We start from the raw sequence: 20,126 nt of genomic DNA, 5'->3' as shown, positions 1-20,126 counted from the left end.
TTATGAATTTGGGGGAGGCATGTGCCATCACGATCCCGAGGATGCGGAATCGGCGGCGGTGCTGTCGCCGGAGGCGCTATTAGCCGCGATATCCGGTCATCTCGACTCGGCGGCGCCACTGGTCGGGTGGGCGCGTGAACTAGCTGGTCTGCACGCGGCTCGGATGTCGGAGCAAGCCGACCAGGTGCCGCGCCCGATCGACGTCGATACGGCTGCCGTACGCGCCGAGATCGCGCGGATAATCGCCGCGATCGATTCGTGGGCCGCGGTGCACATGCCTCGAAACCCAGACGCGCGCAAGGAAACCCACTCCCTCGGCGAAGTCCTCAGCCACGTCGCCGGAACATACGTCCAGGCACGATGGACGATCCTGCACCCCGCCGACGAACAGGTACAGCGTGCGGCCTGGCGCCACCTCGGCGAAGCCCAGGAAGGCTATGGCCAGCTCGTGGCGGACATCAATACCCATGACAATCGAGTTCCGTTGGTGTGCAACGGAAACCCCAACTCGAATCCATGGCCTGGCGAGCGCCCATGATCGGCGGCGACCGCGTGGCCCGAATCGCCGAGCGGCTCCCGGAAGGTCAAGGGGCCGAGATCATTTCGGATACTCTTACGCAGGCAGATCGTCCAGTCGGGTTGCTTCGACAAGCAGGTCGTGGGTTTCCTGGTCGAAGGCAACCAGGCGGATCAGGGAAACGTTGGTCCGCGTGGAGCGGATCGTCGCGACGGCGATCCGAGCGGCCGAAGCGGGCGGAAACCCGTAGACCCCGGTGGCGACGGCCGGAAACGCAATGCTTCGGACCCGCAGTTCATCGGCCACCTGGAGGCAACGCCGATAGCACGACGCCAAGGTGTCGGCCTCACCGTAGGCCCCGCCGTCCCACACCGGCCCAACGGTGTGGATCACGTGCTTGACCGGCGGGTCGAGGTCGAAGGCCGGTGTCGCCATCGCGTCGCCCGGCAGACACGGCGCGATCGCGGCACCCGCCTCGGCCAGTCGCGGCCCGGCCGCCTGGTGAACCGCCCAGTCGACACCGCCACCGCCGAGCAGCGACTCGTTCGCCGCGGTGACAATGGCGTCCACGATCTCCTCGGTGATGTCACCGAGCACTACCTCTATCAAGGTCACATTCTCATCGTGGCACCGGCCAACGCTCAGCCGCGCATGTTTCTCCCACAGCGGAGGGCTGACATCCGGTCGGCACCTGCCGAATGGGCACCGCCCAGCCGGAATCCGCAGGTGCCCATCGTGATTGATCGACGAACGCGCGGCAGACCATAACCTGAACCCTGCCTGCCGCCCGCCATCCGCAACGCCGACATGTTCGTCATCGAACAGATCCTGCGCGATTGGCCCGCCGGTTCCTGCACGGTAGAAGCGCACAGCTACCCGCAGGAGCCACGAGTCGATCATGGGCGCCGTGTTCAGCCGAAATCTACGGCGCCCATTCGGAAACCTCTGATCCTCTCCTCGAATTACATTGCCTTGTCACCGGATTCGAGCCATGGCGCGGCGCACGTGACCGCTCATGCCGGATTCAGGCTGTTCACGGGGACTGGGGCGCTAGCCTCCAGGAGCACGAGATCGTCGGCCGATTCGCCTGTTCCCCAGCTGTCGCGAGTACGGGCGTCCAGCACGGCCTGGAGGGTCGGGTAGTGGCCGAAGAGTGTGAACATATCGTCACCGCCGAGCTCGCCGAAATGGCCTCGCCAGATCCGGAACAGGTACAGGCCGATCTTGCTGGCGATCCCGGCTGCCGGGTATTGGGCCTTGGCGTGTGCGAGTTCGGCGTCGGTGATCTGGTCGTCGACGGTGCCGAGTAGGTGCAGGATGCCGCTGCCGTGGTCGAATGCGAGCTTGATCCGCCAGACGATCTCGGTGGGGAGCAGGTCTTCGCATGCTTTGCGCAGCAGCCATTTCTCCACGACCCGGCCGTCAACGGGCCGCAGCAGCCATTCGGGTGGGAGGTTGGTGCCGTATTCGACGATCGCCGGATCGAGGAAGGGCACCCTGGCTTCGAGGGAATGCGCCATGGTGGCCAGGTCGAGCCTGCGGCAGTCCGTGTCACCGATGTTCGCGATCGCGTTGCGCAGCAAGGTCGGGAGCACGCGGCGCGGTTGGCGCCGGAAGTCGCCGTAGCCTGCGAAGATCTCGTCGGCTCCCTCTCCGCAGAGCACGACTTTCACCCCGCGGGCCTTGACCTCGCGCGCAAGCAGCATGCTCATCAGCCCTTCGAGAACCAGCTGGCTGTAGGACTCGGTCTGGTAGACGGCCTCCGATAGCAGCTCCTCGACCTGGTCCAGGTCGAACGCGCACACCACGTGCTCGATCCCGAGGTGCTCGGCGACCTGACGTGCGGCCGCCACATCCGGGGAACCCTCCATCCCGACGGTGAAGGCGATCAGGTCCGGGCGGTGCCGGGCGGCCAAGGCCGTGATGATGCTGGAATCGATCCCGCCCGAAAGGTAGGTGCCGATCTTGATCCCCGGGTCAACGGCCAGATGCTTGTGCACCGATGTCTCGAGCAGTGCGCGCAGCAACGCCGGGTCGGCGACGCTCGTACGCCGGTGTGCGTCGAGCGAATACCACTGCCGGACACCGTCAGCGGTGACCAGCGCACCCGGCGGAACGGCGCGAACCCGATCGATCGGCAGGCCGCAGCCGAGGAAAGCCTTTGCCTCCGAGGCGAAGTACCAACTCGCACCGTCGGTGAGGTAGTAGAGCGGTTTGATGCCGTAGCGGTCACGAGCGGCAAGGAATGTGTCGCGCTCCGCATCGTAGAGAACGAAGGCGAACATGCCATCCAGGTACTCGACAGCATCCGCGCCGAACTGCCGGTAGAGCGCCAGGACAGCCTCCGCATCGGACTCGGTCTGGAACTCGTAGTCATCCGCCAGCTGGGAACGAATCGCCGCGTGGTTGTAGATTTCCCCGTTGCACACCAGATGGACCGAACCGTCGCTGCTTCGCAACGGCTGTTCCCCACTCGCTGCCCCGATGATGCTCAAGCGATGCATCCCGAGCGCGCACCGCTGTCCGATCTCGGCGGTGCCGTAACTGTCCTCGCCCCGATGGGCGATCGCGCCCATCATCCGGTCGATGTTGTGTAGCTGAAATCCGCCGATTATCGCGACAATTCCACACATCGCCTACCCCCTTATTCATCACGGTTCGATCAGGACCAGGAAGCCTCGGTCGAATCGCACTACACCGTGCGAGCGGCGTCCCCGGGCCCCGCAACCGCGCCGCGGCTGGCGGACGCGGCTTCATGGCAGCCTGCCGTTCGGATGTGATGGAGCTGGCCCGCGGCACAGCTCTCCCCCTCAACTTCACGCGCAGACAGCGGGACCACAACCCGGACAAAACACCCGCCGAGGCAACCAAGAAGATGATCTTGAAATACGAGGCAGCCTGTCAATCCCCGCGACACCGGCGCATCCGAGAGTTCACCAAAGCACCCCCGCTTCGCCAACACTCGCTCATCCGCCCGTCGCGTGGTCGGCTCGCCGGACAACGCCACCGACATCCCAGCCAAACCGAGGCAACGCCGCGCGGCCTCCCCCACATCGGCTCCCCTCCGGGCGACGTGAGTTCGGCACACACCTCGGTTCGCTGGTTCAGACGTCCGTGGCTGCCTCTCCCCCTGGCTGCGCACACCGAATACCAGGGTCATCGACGGTCGGCGAGCGGGCAAGCAGTGCGGTCATGTTCCGCGCGAGAACAGCTGGTCAGAACGGGTTTCGGATGTTTCGAAAGCGAACAGTGAGGCGGACGACGCCAACCGCGTCGATGCGGGCGAAGCAGGTCGGACGTTCAGCTTGAAACCGCAGGTAGACCCACGTTTTCGTGTTTCGGAAACGAACGGGAGGTACGGTGCGCCGGTGGATATCGAGGAAACCAAGACCGCAGGCGCCAACCCGCGTGAGGTCCTGGCCGAATCCTTCGCGCAGCTGTACACGGCCGCCGGTGAACCGCCGCTGGCCCGGCTGGCCGCCGAGGTATCGGAAGTCCAACGGCGCAGGTACCAAGGGGCGGTTCCGATCAAGGTGACCGGGCCCCGAATCAGCGAGTGGCGCAACGGACGCCGCGTTCCGGCCCGGTTCGATGCTTTCCAGCTGGTGCTCGAAGTCCTCGTCAAGCACGCCCTGAGTAAATCCGTCCCCGCGCCGCGGCCCGGGATGTACGAAATGCGGTGGTGGTCGCAGCTGTGGGAGCAGGCGCGCGCCGCGACGTCCGGCGACGGGGACAACGGCAAACCGGCCGACACCGCCGCGCCGACGCAGTCGACGTGTCCTTATTTGGGTCTCGCCCCCTACGAGATCGAGGACAGCGACCGGTTCTTCGGCCGGAGTAAGCACATTTCCGAGCTGGTCGCGGTGACCAGAGCTGCCCTGTCACAGTCCTCCGACGGCACGATCGTCAGCTTGATCGCAGCCTCCGGCGCGGGCAAATCCTCATTGCTGCGAGCAGGATTGGTACCGGCGGCCCACCGAGGTCTGCTGCGGCTCGACCCAGGGGAAACGTGGTCGACCATCCTGCTCGTACCGGGCAGACATCCGCTCGCGGCGCTCGGCGACCGGATCCAGCAGGCCCTCGATGCGACGGACCGCGTCCTGATCGTGGTCGACCAGCTCGAGGAAATCTTCACGCTCTGCACCGACGAGGACGAACGCGCCGCCTTCATCACGGCACTGGCGGCGGCATCTACTCCGGCACCCGGCGACTCGACCGCCCGCTGTGCCGTCGTGGTCGGTGTGCGCGCCGACTTCTACTCGTATTGCCTCGCATATCCAGAACTCGCGGATTCGGTCCAGCGGCGGGCCATGGTCCTGCGGCCGATGAATCTCGGCGAACTCCGTGACGTGATCTTGTCCCCCGCCCGATCCGCCGGACTACGGGTGGAACCCGCGCTGGTCGACATGATCCTGCACGACTTCGGCGCGGTCAGCGGGACCAAACAGTCACTGGCCACACCCGCCTCGATGCCGCTGCTGTCGCACGTCCTCGCCACCACCTGGCGGCAGCGGGAAAACGGAGTTCGGCTGACGGTCAAGGGTTATCGGAGCGCAGGCGGTATCTCCGGCGCGGTCACCGTCACCGGCGAGCAGGCATGGGCACGGCTCGACGACGCGAGCAAGGTTGTGGCAGAAGATCTTCTGTTACGGCTGGTCCATGTCGGCGACGATGCCGCGGACACCCGCCGTCGCGTTCCCATCGATGAACTCATCGGTCATTCCAGCGACCCGCGGGCCACCCGCGCGGCGTTGGAGGTGTTCACTGATGCGCGGCTGGTGACGATCGACGCGGAGCTGGTCGAGTTCACGCACGAAGCTGTGATCACCTCCTGGGACCGGCTACGCAAACTCATCGATGTGAACCGCAGCGGCAACATCGTGCGGCAACGCGTGGAAGAGGCTGCGAAGGAATGGGATTCGGCCGGGCGGGACAAGCAGCTGCTCTACACCGGCCATCGCCTCGGCCAAGCCGTCGAGTGGAGCGAAGCGGCGCGCTCCCGGCAGCATCTGGCGGGACTGTCGAGTGAGTTCCTGTCCGCTTCGCAACACCAACGGCAGTGGGTCAACAGACTCAAGGTGGCCGCCATCGCGGCGCTCGCGATCCTGATGGTCATCGCGACCACCTCGGCGACGTATGCCGTTCGGCAGGCCCGCATTTCGGCGGAGCAACGGGACAACGCGGTATTCACCTCGCTGCTTGCCCAAGCCGACGATGTCCGGGCCAACGACCCCAACCTGGCCGCGAAGCTGATCCTGGTCGCCAACCAACTGCGCCCCAAGGATCCGCAGGTGTATTCGCGCATGCTTGCCGCGCAGAACTACCCGATGGCCGCGTCGCTGCCCGGGCATACCGGTGCCGTGTACATGGTCGCGCACAGCCCGAACGGGCAAGTCCTGGCTTCGGCAAGCAACGACAGCACCGTACGACTATGGGACACCACCGATCCCGCCGACTACCGTCCGCTCGGTGCGTCGTTGCCCACCCAGCAGGGGTGGGTCAGTTCGGTCGCGTTCTCCAAGGACGGCCAATTCCTGGCGGCCGGTACCGAGAGCGGCGTGATCTACCTGTGGAACGTGTCCGATCCGGAGCATCCGCGCCAGGTTGGCGCGCCGATCGACGCGGGCTGCAGTTCGATCTTCACCGTCGCCTTCCACCCGCGGCTGCCGATATTGGCCCTCGCCTGCCGGGATTCGACCATCCGGTTGTGGAGTATCAGCGATCATCCGACGTTGTCCCGAGTGATCAGCGGCGCCAAGAACGCGGTGCGCACTCTGGCGTTCAGCCCCGACGGCCGTCTCCTGGCCGCGGGCGGCAATGACACCACGATCAGCCTGTGGGACGTGACCGACCCCATGGCTCCTACCTCGCTCGGGCCGCCGCTGACCGGATTCACCGACATCAGCCATTCGGTGGCGTTCAGCCCGGACAGCCGCCTGCTGGCCGCCGGAAGCGACGATCACACCGTAAAGCTCTGGGACGTAACAACTCCCGCGACACCCGTGCCGGTCGGTCCGGCGTTGACCAACCAGACGGGCCCGGTCTGGTCGGTGGCCTTCGCCCCGGATGGCGCCCGGCTCGCGGTGGGCAGCTGGGACGGCACGATCAGCATCTGGGACGTGGCCAACCCGGCGGCACCGATTCCCGCGGCGGAACCGCTGGCCGACAACAGCGGTGTCAACAGCGTGTCCTTCGATCCGGTTCGGGGCACCCTGGCTTCCGGGAACCAAGACGGCATGGTGCGCATCTGGTCGCTGCCCAAGGCGCACATCGCGGACCAGCAGGCCGGGGTCGCGATGGCCGCGATCAGCCCCAATGGATTACACCTCGCCATGAAATCTCGCGAGGCGGGTGTCGTGACATGGGACAGCCCGAACGGGTCGGCGCAGTGGCGTCGCGATCAGTACCCCATCCCTGGCAACAGCCCCATCCTGACCATGGCCGTGAACCCACGCGGATCGGTGCTGGCCGAGGCCGCGTCCGGCAGCGGCAACATCACCGTCTGGGACCTGGCCGACGCGGCACGCGCACGCACGCCCGGCGCGATCCTGCCGACCCAGAGCAAATACTTCACCGGCCTCGCCTTCGACAACGGCGGCCGGCATCTGGTCGCCAGCGACACCGATCAGTCGATGACCATCTGGGATCTCACCGATCTGAGCCGACCGGTCCCGCTCGGCAAGGTGACCGCCGAGGGCAGCAGCTGGATCACCACCACGATCTTCGACGCGGACGACCACATGCTGGCCGCCGGAACAGCCGACGGCCGAGTGTGGCTGTGGGACGTCAGCGACCCGGCCCACCCCAAGCAACTCGGGGAACCCTTGACGGTCGGCTTCCCCGCGATCAGTGCCCTCGCGTTCGGCCACGATGGCCGCCTGCTTGCCGCGGGCAGCCAGGACGGTTCGATTCAACTGTTCGATCTCGCCGATCCGGCGCGTCCGCGACGGCAGTCCGCGCTGGCGCCGACCGGAGCACCCTCGGAGATATCCTCCGTGACGTTCAGTCCCGACGGTCGAATGCTGGCGGCGGCCAGCAACAACGCCGGAATCCAGCTGTGGGACACCGAGGATTCGGACGACGTCAGTGCCATCGGGCGTTCGATCGTGCCGGTCCGGCCGACTCGATGGAATCTGCAATTCGCGCCCGACGGCCGCAGCCTGGTGGCGGTGGGCCAGAACGGGGGCGCTTATTCCTGGGACCTTGACCCTGGCACCGCGGTCGCGGGCATGTGCGCGGCGGCGCGGGCTACCTTGACCCGGCAGTGGTGGGAGCACTACTTGCCAGCGGTGCCGTTCCGATCGGATGTGTGCTAACCCTCACGTCACGGCCGTGCTCCCCCTCGCGCCAACCATTATCGTCATTGGACATGGCGACCGAAACAGATTGGTATCGAGAGCTTCTCGACATCGAGCAGGAGCTGTTGTCCCGCGTGCCGGAATCCGCGCCGCAACCGAGTCTCGATCGAGTCAGCGCCCTCACCGATCTGATGGGCGGCACCCACCGGGCCTACCCGGTCGTGCATCTGACCGGGACGAACGGGAAGACGTCCACCAGCAGGATCACCGAGGCGGTGCTTCGGGCGCACGGTTTGACGACGGGCGGTTTCACCAGCCCGCACCTGCAGTCACTGACCGAGCGGGTCACCATCGATGGTCAGCCGCTCTCGGCCGAACGTTTCGTACAGACCTACCGCCGGGTGCAGCCGTTCATCGAGCAGGTCGATCGCACGCAACCGCTCACGATGTCCTACTTCGAGGCGTTCATGGGTGTGGTGTTCGCGGCTCTCGCGGAAGCGCGGATCGACGTCGGGATCATCGAGGTCGGGCTCGGCGGCGCGTGGGATGCCACGAACGTCGTGGATTCGGTGGTCTCGGTGATCACCCCGATCGATCTGGATCATCAGAAGTTCTTGGGCTCCACCCCCGCCGAGATCGCCGCGGAGAAGGCCGGGATCATCAAACCGAACAGCACCGTCGTGATCGCCCGCCAGCTCGATGAGGTGCGCCCCGTGCTGGCCGCTCGGGCGGCCGAGGTCGGCGCGACCGCATGGTGGGAGGACACGGATTTCGCCGTCGCGGCCCGAACCCCCACCGACTTCGGGCAGGTAATCGACGTGCGGCTGCCGTCCGGCAACACGTTCAGCAAGCTGGAACTGCCGTTGCACGGCCCGCACCAGGCGCAGAATGCCGCGGTCGCCTTGGCCGCCGCCGAGGCTTTTCTCCGGCCGGAAAAAGACCTCGACCTCGACCTCGTTCGCGCGGGGATCGCGTCGGTGACCTCACCCGGTCGGCTGGAGGTGGTCGGCTCGGCACCATTGACCGTGCTGGACGCCGCGCACAACCCGGCCGGAGCGCGCACTACCGCGCGAGCGCTGGCCGACGCGTTTCCCGGCATCCACTTCGTCGGTGTCGTCGCCATCATGGGCGACAAGGATGTCGCGGGCATTCTGCGCGCGCTGGAGCCGGTGTTGGACAGCATCGTCGTCAGCGTTAACGCCAGCGCCCGCGCACTACCCGCCGCCGACCTCGCCGACCTCGCCACGCAGGTGTTCGGTCCGCAGCGCGTGCACACCGAAGCGACACTCGACCGCGCGATCGCGGCCGCGCGGCAGCTTTGCCGGACACCCGATGGCGGCGTGCTCATCACCGGGTCGATCGTCACGGCGGGCGAGGCCAGAACCCTGTTGGTCTGACCGCGCTGCTCAGAACGGGTAGGTCGCGGGCTTGCGCTGCATAGTGATCCACCGGGTTTCGGTGAACGCCTCGAGGTTCGCGGCAATGCCGCCGAAGCGGCTACCGGTGCCCGACGCGCCGAAGCCACCGAAGGGCGCGACCGCTTCACCACCGACGGTCTGATCGTTGATGTGCACTATCCCGGTGGGGATCCGGTCAGCGAGCTCGAGTCCGCGTGCCGCGTCGGCGGTGACGATACCGAGACTCAGTCCGTAGTCATTGCCTGTCGCGAGTCGCACGGCCTCGTCCTCGCTACGGAACGACAGCACGGGAGCGACCGGACCGAACACCTCCTGCGCGTAGACCGGCATCGTCTCCGATACTCCGCTGAGCACAGTGGGGCGATAGAACAGTTCGCGATACTTCCCGCCGGCCACCAGCTCGGCCCCCGCGTCGACCGCGGACGTCACGAACTGGTGGATCTTGTCGCGTTGTCCGGCGTCGATGACCGGCCCGAGGGCGACCTGTTCGGTGGCCGGATCGCCCACCGGGAGCGCGTCGGCCTTGGCGGCGAGGCGCGCGACATAGTCCTCGACCAGGCTTTCGTGCACCAGATGACGGCCCGTCGCCATGCAGATCTGACCCGAGTGCAGGAATGCTCCCCACGCGCCGAGCCCAACGGCCGCATCGAGATCCGCGTCGTCGAGGACGATCAACGCCGAATTGCCGCCGAGTTCCAGATGCGCCCGCTTGAGGTGACGGGCGGCCAACTCGCCGACCCGGCGACCGACCGCCGTCGATCCCGTGAACGAGATCACCGGCACAAACGGATCGACGATCATCGCCTCTCCGATCTCGGCACCACCCGGCAGCACATGCAGCAGCCCCTCGGGCAGCCCGGCCGCCTCGAAGATCCGCGCGAGCACCACACCGCCGGAAACCGCGGTGCGCGGATCCGGCTTGAGCAGCACGGCATTGCCGAGGGCAAGGGCGGGGGCGACCGAGCGGATGGCGAGGGTGAGCGGGAAGTTGAACGGCGCGATCACCCCGACGACCCCCACCGGTACGCGGCGGCTCATCGACAGCCGGTCGTACTCGGTGGGCAACACCGATCCAGGCGGCGTCGAGGCCAACGCGGCCGCCTCGAAGGATTCCTGCGCCGCCGCTTCCACCTCCACCGCCGCCTTCCCCGGCACCGATCCCGCCTCGCGGATCAGCCAGTGCTGCAGATCAGCGGCATGCTCGTGGAACAGATCGCCCGCCCGACGCAGCACGGCGGCTCGCTCGGTGTACGGCAGGGCAGCCCAGGCACGTTGGTTCGTGGCGGCGGATCGCGCCGCCGCGGCGACGTCGTCGACCAGGGCCGCACCCGCGCGGCCGATCTCGGACCCGGTGGCCGGTTCGATCACCGGAACGGTCGCCTGTGCCGCACGCCAACCGTCGCTGAAGATCTGGCCTGTCCATGTCGCCGAGTCGAGAAAATCAAACTCTGTGGGCATGAGATGAGATCCTTTCACACCGATCCACACCGGCAGCCGCATCGAATACTGCTCTGTAAGCGACCCGCCCTGCTGCCCGACACGCTGTGTTCGCTGGCCAGGAACCTGTACCGACAAGGAGAGTGTTCGTGCGTCTTCAGAGGCGATCGCGCTGGTGGATCCCCATCGCGGTATCGGCGGCGTTGAGCAGCGTTGTCGCACTTCCGGCTTCGGCCCAGCCGAACCTCACGCATGCCAAAACCCAAGTCCAGCAAGGCGATCAGGCCCACGCCATTCTGATGGGCGACTCCTACGCGTCGGGCGAAGGCGGCCGATGGGAGGGGAACGGGCCCAACGCGATAGATCGGGGCGTTCTCCCAACGTATGGCAGCACCTGGGATTATCCGGTTACGCCCCCGGGAAACGCGGGCGGGTGCCATCGCTCCGATGTTGCCGTGATCTACCCCTATGAGAAGTTAGAACTGCTCGACCTCGCACGCAACAAGGTCAATATCGCCTGCGGTGGAGCGGAGATCAAGCATGTACTGACCGAGTCGTGGAAGGGCGAGAAGCCGCAAATCGACCAGCTGAAGGAAAAGCTGAACCCGGGCATAAAGTATGTCGTGCTCTCCGTCGGGGGAAATGACGCCGATGTCAGCGGGGTCGCCGAGGCGTGCATAAAGAAATTCGCGGTCTGGAAGCAGATCATCGGGCCGACGCCGATCGGGCGGAGCGAAGGCGAGAAGTACCAGGATTACCTGAAGGGACTCAAGGAGTCCGACAAGAATCAGGTATGCAGCGCGAATCCGAAGCTGTCGGGTTTGGAGAACAAACTCGAGAATGTGTACGAGACCCTCGTCAAGGAGGCGATCACCCCGCTCGCACCGGACGCCCAGCTCGTTGTGCTGAACTATCCGAGCCCGCTGCCCGCTGACGATACGAAGCTGAGGGGACCGTACGAACAGGATTTGCTCAGCAGGTGGCAGGACGGGGGATGCCCGTTCTTCGACAAGGACTTCGCGAAATTCGCGGGCATCAGCAAGGACATCAACGGCAAAATCGAGCATGCGGTAGCCGCGGCCGCGAAGGATAGCAAGCTGCCGATCCACCTCCTCGACGTGGCCAAGATGTATGCGGGACATGAGATATGCGCGGCCGGAATCACCCAGGATCAAGAATGGATGCGACAGGTTCCGGTCGATCAGCTGGCCCAGCCCGGATTGGCCAGCGAAGCACTGCATCCCAACGCTCTCGGGCAGCGCATGGAGGGTGCTTGCGTGCAGAAGTTTCTCGACCAGCTCAATAGCCGAACCACGAAATCGGCAAGCGAGCACGGCGTATGTCAGGACAACGCGGATGTGCAGATGAATACCACCCAGTGAAGCCGGGCGGACCTGAACTATCGCTACTTCAGCTCGGCTACCGCATCGAGCCACATATCGGGAAGCGCCTCGGCTCCGGGCAGTCGCGAGTCGGTGAGGAAGGAAACGACCGCGAGGTCCCGGTAACTGGTCATCGCGGCGCCCAGGCGGTGCCGAGCTGGCAGAAAACCGATCGGGACGGTTGCCGCGATACGGCGGCCGAGCACGGTCGCCTCATGGGTGCAGCCGGGAACATTGGTGGCGATCAGGTGGGCGAATCGGTCACTGAAATGGTGATACACCCAGGGTAGGAACAGTCGGTACGGCATACCCTTGATCATCGACTGTGCCGTACTGCGTTGCGTCCCAAGGGTATCCGGCGACAAGCGGGCGTCGAGCGCGGCGAGGCGGGACAGCGGGTCCGGATCGTCGCAAGGTAGCGGGACCCGGAAACCGACCGAACGCTGGCTGAGCTTTCCCTGCTCGCTGCCGATACTGAGCGGCACGATCGCCCAGACCGGCTTGCCCTTGTCGCGCAGCATGTGCCAGGGCGACGCTGGCCACTCCCGTAGTACGTGTGTCATCGCGGCGAGGTACACGTTGTTCGCGGTGGTGTTGTGCTGATGGCCGATCTCGCGCAGCTGGTCCAGGCTGGTGTGGCCCCAGTGGATCGTGCGTTCGCCGAAATCCGTTGACCCCGGCAGCGGGCGAGCGAGGGGACGGCAGGCGCTGATACTGTGCGCCACCGTCTTCAGCAGCGACGATTTCGCTCCCGCATCGGCGCGCGGCCGCGGAATCCGCGGCTTCGATTCCTTGACGCTGGCACCGTCGGCGAAGGTCGACATGATCGTCGTGGCGACCGACATACCGTCGTGCAGGGCGTGATGGCCGAGATAGATCAGCGCGAATTCGTCAGCGGCATAGCCGTGCACCAACCACACTCGCCACAGCGGCTGGGAATGGTCGAATGGTCGACGGATCAGTTCATCGACGGTGCCTCGCAAACCGCCTGGGCCCGTTAGTCGTTCGCCGATAAGGGTCCTGAGATCGATGTCGCGCTGTGGCTCCCAGACCGCTCGGCTCAACGGACCGTCGCTCAGTCGGCAGCCCAACTGCGGTAGGAGGTGCAATTGTCGCCGGAACAACTCACGCACCTCGTCCACGGCAGGCGGGGTGCCTTCCATGAGAAGTATCCCGCCGATGCCGAAGGACATGGGCGGGTGCGTTGCCTCGTAGGCGAGAAAAGCACGTTGAAACGGGTCGAGCGGCAGAGTCTTATCTGAAACCTGCTCGGCAATCACTGAGTCCATCGCGCTCTCCCTCGACCGTTGGCCAGCAGTTCGGAGCAATACGACGATCTTCTCGTGCAATTCTGACGATAGCTCGAATCCAGGACTGTGTCACCGCTTTGCCGAATGGTTGCCGTCGTTGTTCAGGCTTGGGACACAGTATTTCTCGTGCATACTGCGCGGAACGAAAGCGTTTCACAGCGCCGAGCCGCCGAGTCGTCACCGGTGACGCGACGTGACGGCCGTAGGCTCGACGGTCTACTGGGTACTCGACAACTGTTGTCGCGATGGATAGCCAACTGGAAGGGCTGTTAGGAATGCTGCGGAAGTTCCTCGATCAGGGTGTCGTCTCGTTGATCGACAAGTCGGCGCGGGTGCAGGCACCGCTGGTCGGCAAGTACACGGGATTCGTTCGCGGCAGGCATCCGAGCGAGTCGCCCGATCAGCTCGTCGAGCGGCTCGGGCGGCATTACTCGGTCGCGGTGACCGCGAGCGGCGTGGTCGTCGGGCTGAGTGCGGCGGTACCTGGCGTCGGCACCCTGGTCGGATTGGCCGCGGCCGGGGCGGACACGCTGTTCTTCCTTGAGGCCTCGACGGTGTATGCCGTTGGTGCGACCGAGGTTTCGGGCAGTAAGGCCACGGCCCCGCACCCACCGCTCGTTTCGGCGGTCGTGCTCGGCCAGGCGGGCACCGAGTCGCTCGGGGCGGCGGGACGCTCGGCCAAGCAGTGGGATACCAAGCTGGCCAACAAACTTCCGATCATCAGGCGCATGAACGACTCCCCGGTCAAGCGGTTCGTCGTGCAGTTCATCGTCAAACGCGGCGCGCTCGCCTTCGGCAAGGTGATTCCCGCCGGTATCGGCGCCGTGGTCGGCGGGGTAGGCAATTACGCGCTCGCCCGCAGCGTCATCAAGAACCTGCACGACGCTCTCGACGAATCGGGACAGACGATTTCCACTCCGCAGCAAGCGCAGAGCGATCGATGAAGGCAGTCCGTTTCACCGAGTTCGGCGGCCCGGAGGTCCTCGAGATCGTCGATCTCCCCGACCCGCATCCGGGGCAAGGCCAGGTCCGGATCGCGGTGCGCGCGGCAGGGGTCAACGCGAGCGACTGGAAGAAGCGCAAGGGCCTGATGGATGAGCTTCTCCCGCAGACCCTCGGCCACGAAGCGGCGGGCGTCGTCGACGAGCTCGGTGCGGGCGTTACGGACGTGGCCGTCGGCGATCGCGTGTTCGGTGTCTCCGCCGAACCGGCGGCCCAGGCCGAGCTGGTTGTGCTGTCCCACTACGCGCCGATCCCGCCGTCACTCGACTTCCCCGGCGCTGCCGCGCTGCCCGCCGCCATCGAGACGGCCACGCGCGCGCTCGATCAGCTCGGCGTCAAGAGTGGGAGCACGCTGCTCATCAGCGGCGCCTCCGGCAGCATCGGTAGCGCCGCGGTTCAGTTCGCCGTTGCGCGCGGTGCGCGCGTGATCGGCACCGCGAGTACGGCAAACCACGAGTACCTTCGCTCGCTGGGGGCCGAGCCCGTTGCCTACGGCGCCGGCCTCGTCGAGCGGGTTCGCGCCCTGGCGCCCGACGGCGTCGACCTCGCGCTCGATGTGGCCGGAAGCGGCGTCCTGCCCGAGCTCATCGAACTCGCGGGCGGCCCGGAGCACGTCGTGACGATCGCCGACTTCGATGGCGCGCAGGCGCACGGTGTGCGGTTCAGCCGCGGCGACTCCGGTCGTGCGCTGCACGTGCTCGCCGAGATCGGCGAGTTGATCGAGTCCGGTCGCTTCTCGCTCCCGGTCGCGCAGACCTTCCCACTCGCCGAGGTCGCGCAGGCACACCGCGTCAGCGAGGACGGACACGTTCGCGGGAAGCTCGTGCTGGTGGTCGACTGAGCAGGCGAGCGGTCAGTGCGGGCGCGCTGGCGAGGCTTTTCAGCTGGCTCCTGTCGCAATCAGGTCGTGCTGGCGTGGTCGAGAGGAGACTGGGCGCGTGACGGGTGACGGGGTTCAGCTGATCGTGGTGGATGCCGCGAATGTTGTCGGGTCGAGGCCTAATGGCTGGTGGCGCGATCGTGTCGGCGCGGCGCGGAGATTGCTCGAGCAGCTCACGACGTTGGCGGCACATCTGGAGCAGCCCGCCGAGGTGGCCGTCGTGCTCGAGGGGAAGGCGAAGGCAGCGGATCCAGCTGTCGAGGGCGTGCGGGTGGTGCTGGCGGATGGTTCGGGTGACGACGCGATCGTCGATGTGGTGGCCGCCGCCGCCGGGCAGGACGGCGCGCGATCGATCACCGTGGTGACGGCGGATCGCGAATTGCGCGGGCGCGTCGAGGATCTCGGCGCGGCGACCGTCGGACCCGGCTGGCTACTTGACCGCATCAATCCGTAGCGGACCGACCAGTTCTGGCCCTTGACATGAACGTTTGCCAACTGCCCCATAACAATCGGTTCGCTGGGTAGTCCCTCGGTATGAGCGATGTATTCGAGGAACGCGGCCAACCGTCCCTCGGGCGCGCATCACCGGAACTACTGGCGGCCCGGGCGGTCATCGAGCAGGCCAAGGGCGCGTTGATGCTGGTCTACGGCGTCGACGCCGAGCAGGCGTTCAGCATGCTTCGCCGCCGATCCCAAGCGACCAACGTCAAACTTCGGGCACTCGCCGCGCAATTGATCGCCGAACTCCCCGCACTGGACCTCGCGCCGCCGGAACTACGCGCCGAGGTCGACTACCTGCTGCACATCGCACACACCCGCAAGCCCAACTCTTGAGCCTTTGACCAGCGCTGATCCCCGCCGATCCGAGCCGGAAGCGGCGCGAAACCTGTTGGGACGTATCGGACAATCCCTCAGCGGGCCATGCGACAACCCGGGCCCCGATGCGAACCGGCGCCGCGCGCCCGCTACCGTGCGCGGGTGATCCTGCTCACTGTCGGCCTGGTTCTGTTAGGTGTCTTCGCACTGCGGTTCCACCTGGACCGGCGGCGGCTGAGCAACGGAATCTATCTCCTCCTAGGCGTCGCGGTCCTCGTCGCGTGGGCGATCGGCTCGGGCGACAACGCGAGTCTGACGCTCGTGCTGATCGGCCTGCTGGTGGTGTTGTCACCGCTGGTGGTGCTCGTGCTGGCCGGGCTGTTGATCGCCAACGGCATGCAGATGGTGCGCCGCGAGGGACTGCGGATCGCGAACCTGCTCTCGATCGGGCCCGGCCTGGTTCTGCTCGTGCCCTACGTGCTGCTCGGCGTCGCCATCGCGACCGGCAGCCTGCGCTCGGTCCTGCTGGCGTCGCTGGCCATGGCGGTGAGCTACTTCGGGTTCGTGTTCGCCAGCTTCGTGTTGTATTCGCTGCTCTACGGGTGGCTGCCGTACCGGCCGGGGATGGACGCGATCGTCGTGCACGGTTCGGGCCTGGTCGGTGCGCGGGTGCCGCCACTGCTTGCGAGCCGACTGGACCGGGCGATCCAGATCTACTGGGCGGAACTGGCCGAGGGCCGCCGCCCGGTGATCATCACCAGCGGCGGCAAGGGCTCCGACGAGGCGGTGTCGGAGGCCGCCGCGATGGCGGACTATCTGCGGGCGCGCGGCATTCCCGACGAGAGCGTGGCAAGGGAGGAACGCTCGACAACGACGCGGGAGAACCTGCTTTTCATCAAGCGGCTGCTCGGCGAGCGCGGAACAACCACTCGCATGGTGTTGGTTACCAGCAACTTTCACATCCTGCGCACGGCGATCCTGGCCCGCAGGCTGAAGCTGGACGCCGAGGTGACCGGCGCGCGTACCGCCTTCTACTATCTGCCGAGTGCGATCCTGCGCGAGTTCGTCGCGATCGTGGTCGCCTACAAGTGGACCAATGCCGTCACGTGTCTGACGCTCGTGGCGTTGCCGCTGCTGCTCGCCTTGGCTACCGGCGGGATGCCCGCCTACCGGTGAATCAGGAGCCGTCGACGCGTTCGTGCACGGTCAGCAGCAGGTGATCGAAGCGGGTGCGGAACCCGGCCGTCTCCTTGTTGAGCATCCTGAGCTCTTGCACGAATTGCGCGGCCAGGTCGCGCAGCTTGGTGTTGGTCTCCTGCGAGCGCCAGCGCAGCACCCGGAACGCCTGCTCCGCGTTCACGCCGTAGGCGAGGATCAGCGCGCCCTTGGCCTGCTCGATCACCGCGCGCGCCTCGATGACCTCAGGGAGGATCTCTTCCATGACTTCCTGGCGTTGCTCCTCGAGCCGTTCGCTCACGTCGACGTAGTAGCCGGACGTCCCGATCGCCGTGCCGTCCCCGTCGATGATGAGGTCGCCAACGACGACCACCTCGCGCGTCTCGCCCTCGGCGTCGACGATCCGGTGCCGACCGCAGAACGGCTGCCCGGTCTCCACCGACGCGGCGATGCAGCTCGCGACATGCTCCCGGTCATCGGGGTGTTTGTGGGACAACAGCAGGTCGGTCGTCGGTTCCACCGTCCCCGGCTGGTAGCCGTACATCGCGGCGAGTTCGTCGGACCATTCCCACCGCTGGTCGGCGAACCAGAATCGGAACCAGCCCGGCTCGGCGCAGGCGTCGATGCCGATGGTGTCCTCCATCGCGCTCACCGCCTCCGGTGCGACCTCTTCACCCAGCGTCACCGCCCCAGTATCCGCCGAAACAGTCCTGCTTCGGAACCCGACCCACGAAATCGATGGTGCGGTGACCGCTGAGCACCGGCCGGGATCAGCGCTGCGGCCCTGCGCGCTCGGCGGGCGCAGGGCCGCAGCGCTCGGGCCGTGGACCTACATTTCGTGGTACGACTCGGCGAGGTCGTATTCGGCCCCCGCCACCTCCAGGTCGTATTCGGCTGCGGGAAAGCGGAATTCGGGTGATGGGTCGCCTGGCATCTCCCAGTCCCGCCAGACCACCTGGTCACCCTCGCGCACGATCGTGACATACAGTGCGCCGCAACACCCTTCGGTGCAGTATGCCTCGGCCAGCTTCACCCTGCGCGGCTGGTCGCTGGCCCGTAATCCCGTGCGGCGCAGCAGATTCTCCGGCTCCTCCCCCGATCCCATCGGGAAGAGGTCGGCGATGATCGGGCGGCCGTCGAGCAAGATCCTGGTCGTCGCACTGCGGTAGACCGATGGTCCCGGCGCGACGGGTATGACGACATGGATCTCGAAGCGGTTGCGGCCCATGGCTTCATGTCGCCGGTCGAGGACATCGCGGACCCACCTCGTTCGGCGTGAGTGGAACGGCTCGACGTAGCCGGGGGCGGGTTCCAGTGTCCGCAGCCATCGTGGTGATCGAAGGACCGACAGGAACCGGTGCAGCACGGCTTCGCGCTCGTATTCGGCCCAGTCGAGGCACGCCGCGGCACCGGTGCGCAGGTCGACGACGAGTGCGGCGAGGTCGGCGCATCGACTCGAAGATGGTGCTATCCGGGCGGTTTCGGCGGCGACGAGGGCGAGCAGACGCCGGGCGTCGACATAGCGATCGGTCCGGTCGCTGGCAGAGATCATGCACAGCAGTAGGGCGACGGCTTGGTCCCAGACCTGTTCATCTCGGCCGTCGGCTATGAGCGCGTCGGCGAGCGATGTCAACGGACAATGCGGCCGCTCGATATGTTCGATCAGGGAAACCGGGTGCTCGAGCGCACTGCGCTCGTGAACTGCACTCACCGGGCGGGATGGGACTCGATTCTCTTCATCACGACGGTAACCATACCGCAGCACACCCGCCGAGGTCAGCAGCGCGCCGTCGACCAATTCGTCACGTGGGCAAAGGATCTCGGCGATGTGAAGGTGAAGAAGGAGTTCTACCCCACCGGCTACGACTGCTTCGACCCCGCGGCGCACACCGCCAACCCGGCCGTCGGGATCCAGCGCGCCGTCAGCACGCTGCTGTCCGAGCTGATGGCAGCACACGGCTTCACCAACCTCGCCGAGGAATGGCAGCACTTCCCCCTGACGGACGAACCGTTCCCGAAGACCTACTTCCACTTCCCGGTGCGCTGCGGCCGACCCGCGCAAAACCGGCCCGCTGTGGCTATATACGCAGGCAGGCCCGGCTCCTACACTGAGAAACTGCGGCACGGTCGACCGTCGGAGCGCCACGGCAACTCAGCGATCGGCATATCTCGAAGTCTCGATCCGCCCAGGGCCGAAGCATTCGGCCCGTTCATGGAGGAGGCAGGATGCCCGATCCATCGCACCTGAAGATCTGCCTGCTCGGCCGGGGCTGCACCTGCCCCACCGTCACACTGTTCCTCGCCCCCGAGCCGCTGATTCCCGGCGGCAGCATCCTGCATCTGCTCGAACAGGCACCGCTCACCGCCGACACTTCCGTGCCGACCCCGGACGCCGACCTGGTCGCGCTGGTGCAGACCGACTCGGCCGTTGCCCACCCAAGCCCGCTGCTGCACACCGAATTCCGGGCGTTCCTGTCCGGTCGGCCCGACCCCGGCCAGATCCGCACCATCCTGCACGACCGGCACATCACCGACACCGCCCCCGTCGGCCTCGACGTCGACGACCCCGCCGAAATGACCCGCCTCGCCCTACTCCCCGAACGCCCCGTCGGATTCCGCCGCACCGAGGACTTCCAAGAAGAGGCGATGCGCCGCGCCATGCTCGCCGTCTACCGCCATTTCGCGGTCGACCAGCGCATCCGGCTGATGTATCACGGGTTTGCCGACCCCGCGACCGGTTGGTTCGCGCTGCGCACCGCGATCGCCTGAGTTACAGCAACCGTAAAACTTCCGACGTATGTCAGTCGAACGTTCGGCTGAAACCGGAATCGTATCCTGTATAGCTTGATCGACCGACGCCGATTTGCCGTGCCGCAAGACATTCGAGTAA

General features: G+C 66.3%; 17 protein-coding genes. 11 read left to right on the top strand and 6 right to left on the bottom strand.

Annotated elements, in window-relative coordinates; all coding sequences use genetic code 11:
* Positions 1-19 precede the first annotated feature (19 nt).
* Positions 20-538: a hypothetical protein gene (locus tag OG203_RS35745; protein WP_405161620.1), complete on the top strand. Its 519-nt coding sequence runs from the start codon at positions 20-22 to the stop codon at positions 536-538.
* Between the two features lie 75 nt (positions 539-613).
* Here OG203_RS35745 and OG203_RS35740 read toward each other — a convergent pair whose 3' ends face one another.
* Together OG203_RS35740 and OG203_RS35735 are read right to left on the bottom strand one after the other, a co-directional pair.
* A complete protein-coding gene (locus OG203_RS35740; RefSeq protein ID WP_405161619.1) occupies positions 614-1,132 on the bottom strand; it encodes a macro domain-containing protein in 519 nt (172 codons plus the stop codon).
* A 398-nt stretch (positions 1,133-1,530) separates the two neighbouring features.
* Positions 1,531-3,150, bottom strand: a complete 1,620-nt coding sequence (locus tag OG203_RS35735) for an asparagine synthase-related protein (RefSeq protein WP_405161618.1) — start codon at positions 3,148-3,150, stop codon at positions 1,531-1,533.
* A 735-nt stretch (positions 3,151-3,885) separates the two neighbouring features.
* On the opposite strand from OG203_RS35735, the gene OG203_RS35730 reads away from it, so the two are divergent.
* Entirely contained in the window at positions 3,886-7,833 is a 3,948-nt protein-coding gene (locus tag OG203_RS35730) for a hypothetical protein (protein ID WP_405161617.1), read from the top strand.
* Positions 7,834-7,886: 53 nt separating this feature from the next.
* Positions 7,887-9,212 (top strand): bifunctional folylpolyglutamate synthase/dihydrofolate synthase, encoded by a 1,326-nt coding sequence (locus OG203_RS35725; protein ID WP_405161616.1) that lies wholly within the window; start codon positions 7,887-7,889, stop codon positions 9,210-9,212.
* A 9-nt stretch (positions 9,213-9,221) separates the two neighbouring features.
* Here OG203_RS35725 and OG203_RS35720 read toward each other — a convergent pair whose 3' ends face one another.
* Positions 9,222-10,691 (bottom strand): benzaldehyde dehydrogenase, encoded by a 1,470-nt coding sequence (locus tag OG203_RS35720; protein WP_405161615.1) that lies wholly within the window; start codon positions 10,689-10,691, stop codon positions 9,222-9,224.
* 122 nt (positions 10,692-10,813) lie between these two features.
* Here OG203_RS35720 and OG203_RS35715 point away from each other — a divergent pair, with 122 nt between their 5' ends.
* Positions 10,814-12,052, top strand: coding sequence for an SGNH/GDSL hydrolase family protein (locus OG203_RS35715; RefSeq protein WP_405161614.1), 1,239 nt, complete (start codon positions 10,814-10,816; stop codon positions 12,050-12,052).
* Positions 12,053-12,075: 23 nt separating this feature from the next.
* On the opposite strand, the gene OG203_RS35710 is transcribed toward OG203_RS35715, so the two are convergent.
* Complete coding sequence (locus OG203_RS35710; protein WP_405161613.1) at positions 12,076-13,341, bottom strand: wax ester/triacylglycerol synthase domain-containing protein; 1,266 nt, start codon at positions 13,339-13,341, stop codon at positions 12,076-12,078.
* 266 nt (positions 13,342-13,607) lie between these two features.
* On the opposite strand from OG203_RS35710, the gene OG203_RS35705 reads away from it, so the two are divergent.
* From OG203_RS35705 to OG203_RS35685, 5 genes are all read left to right on the top strand, one after another.
* Entirely contained in the window at positions 13,608-14,306 is a 699-nt protein-coding gene (locus OG203_RS35705; protein ID WP_405161612.1) for a hypothetical protein, read from the top strand.
* Positions 14,303-15,205, top strand: a complete 903-nt coding sequence (locus OG203_RS35700; protein ID WP_405161611.1) for an NADP-dependent oxidoreductase — start codon at positions 14,303-14,305, stop codon at positions 15,203-15,205. The genes OG203_RS35705 and OG203_RS35700 overlap by 4 nt, the downstream gene beginning before the upstream one ends.
* A gap of 97 nt (positions 15,206-15,302) precedes the next feature.
* Entirely contained in the window at positions 15,303-15,698 is a 396-nt protein-coding gene (locus tag OG203_RS35695) for a hypothetical protein (protein WP_405161610.1), read from the top strand.
* Between the two features lie 80 nt (positions 15,699-15,778).
* Positions 15,779-16,078 (top strand): ANTAR domain-containing protein, encoded by a 300-nt coding sequence (locus OG203_RS35690; protein WP_405161609.1) that lies wholly within the window; start codon positions 15,779-15,781, stop codon positions 16,076-16,078.
* Positions 16,079-16,222: 144 nt separating this feature from the next.
* Positions 16,223-17,236, top strand: coding sequence for a YdcF family protein (locus OG203_RS35685; RefSeq protein ID WP_405161608.1), 1,014 nt, complete (start codon positions 16,223-16,225; stop codon positions 17,234-17,236).
* A gap of 1 nt (position 17,237) precedes the next feature.
* Here the strand turns inward: OG203_RS35685 and OG203_RS35680 are convergent, their stop codons facing one another.
* Together OG203_RS35680 and OG203_RS35675 are read right to left on the bottom strand one after the other, a co-directional pair.
* Complete coding sequence (locus OG203_RS35680; protein WP_405161607.1) at positions 17,238-17,921, bottom strand: PAS and ANTAR domain-containing protein; 684 nt, start codon at positions 17,919-17,921, stop codon at positions 17,238-17,240.
* A gap of 144 nt (positions 17,922-18,065) precedes the next feature.
* Complete coding sequence (locus OG203_RS35675) at positions 18,066-18,947, bottom strand: hypothetical protein (RefSeq protein WP_405161606.1); 882 nt, start codon at positions 18,945-18,947, stop codon at positions 18,066-18,068.
* On the opposite strand from OG203_RS35675, the gene OG203_RS35670 reads away from it, so the two are divergent.
* Both OG203_RS35670 and OG203_RS35665 read left to right on the top strand, forming a co-directional pair.
* A complete protein-coding gene (locus tag OG203_RS35670; RefSeq protein ID WP_405161605.1) occupies positions 18,933-19,484 on the top strand; it encodes a hypothetical protein in 552 nt (183 codons plus the stop codon). The genes OG203_RS35675 and OG203_RS35670 overlap by 15 nt on opposite strands.
* A complete protein-coding gene (locus OG203_RS35665; protein ID WP_405161604.1) occupies positions 19,463-20,005 on the top strand; it encodes a hypothetical protein in 543 nt (180 codons plus the stop codon). The genes OG203_RS35670 and OG203_RS35665 overlap by 22 nt, the downstream gene beginning before the upstream one ends.
* Positions 20,006-20,126 lie beyond the last annotated feature (121 nt).

Source organism: Nocardia sp. NBC_01499 (assembly GCF_045040275.1).
Taxonomy (GTDB): domain Bacteria; phylum Actinomycetota; class Actinomycetes; order Mycobacteriales; family Mycobacteriaceae; genus Nocardia.
Note: the sequence above shows the minus strand (reverse complement) of the source record. Positions and strands in the feature narration are given on the sequence as shown.

What these genes read in the sequence shown, in the direction of transcription:
- OG203_RS35745 (WP_405161620.1), top strand. Translation starts at nt 20, where the DNA reads ATGTGCCATCACGATCCCGAGGATGCGGAATCGGCGGCGGTGCTGTCG.
- OG203_RS35735 (WP_405161618.1), bottom strand. Translation starts at nt 3,150, where the DNA reads ATGTGTGGAATTGTCGCGATAATCGGCGGATTTCAGCTACACAACATC.
- OG203_RS35725 (WP_405161616.1), top strand. Translation starts at nt 7,887, where the DNA reads ATGGCGACCGAAACAGATTGGTATCGAGAGCTTCTCGACATCGAGCAG.
- OG203_RS35720 (WP_405161615.1), bottom strand. Translation starts at nt 10,691, where the DNA reads ATGCCCACAGAGTTTGATTTTCTCGACTCGGCGACATGGACAGGCCAG.
- OG203_RS35710 (WP_405161613.1), bottom strand. Translation starts at nt 13,341, where the DNA reads ATGGACTCAGTGATTGCCGAGCAGGTTTCAGATAAGACTCTGCCGCTC.
- OG203_RS35705 (WP_405161612.1), top strand. Translation starts at nt 13,608, where the DNA reads ATGGATAGCCAACTGGAAGGGCTGTTAGGAATGCTGCGGAAGTTCCTC.
- OG203_RS35700 (WP_405161611.1), top strand. Translation starts at nt 14,303, where the DNA reads ATGAAGGCAGTCCGTTTCACCGAGTTCGGCGGCCCGGAGGTCCTCGAG.
- OG203_RS35690 (WP_405161609.1), top strand. Translation starts at nt 15,779, where the DNA reads ATGAGCGATGTATTCGAGGAACGCGGCCAACCGTCCCTCGGGCGCGCA.
- OG203_RS35665 (WP_405161604.1), top strand. Translation starts at nt 19,463, where the DNA reads ATGCCCGATCCATCGCACCTGAAGATCTGCCTGCTCGGCCGGGGCTGC.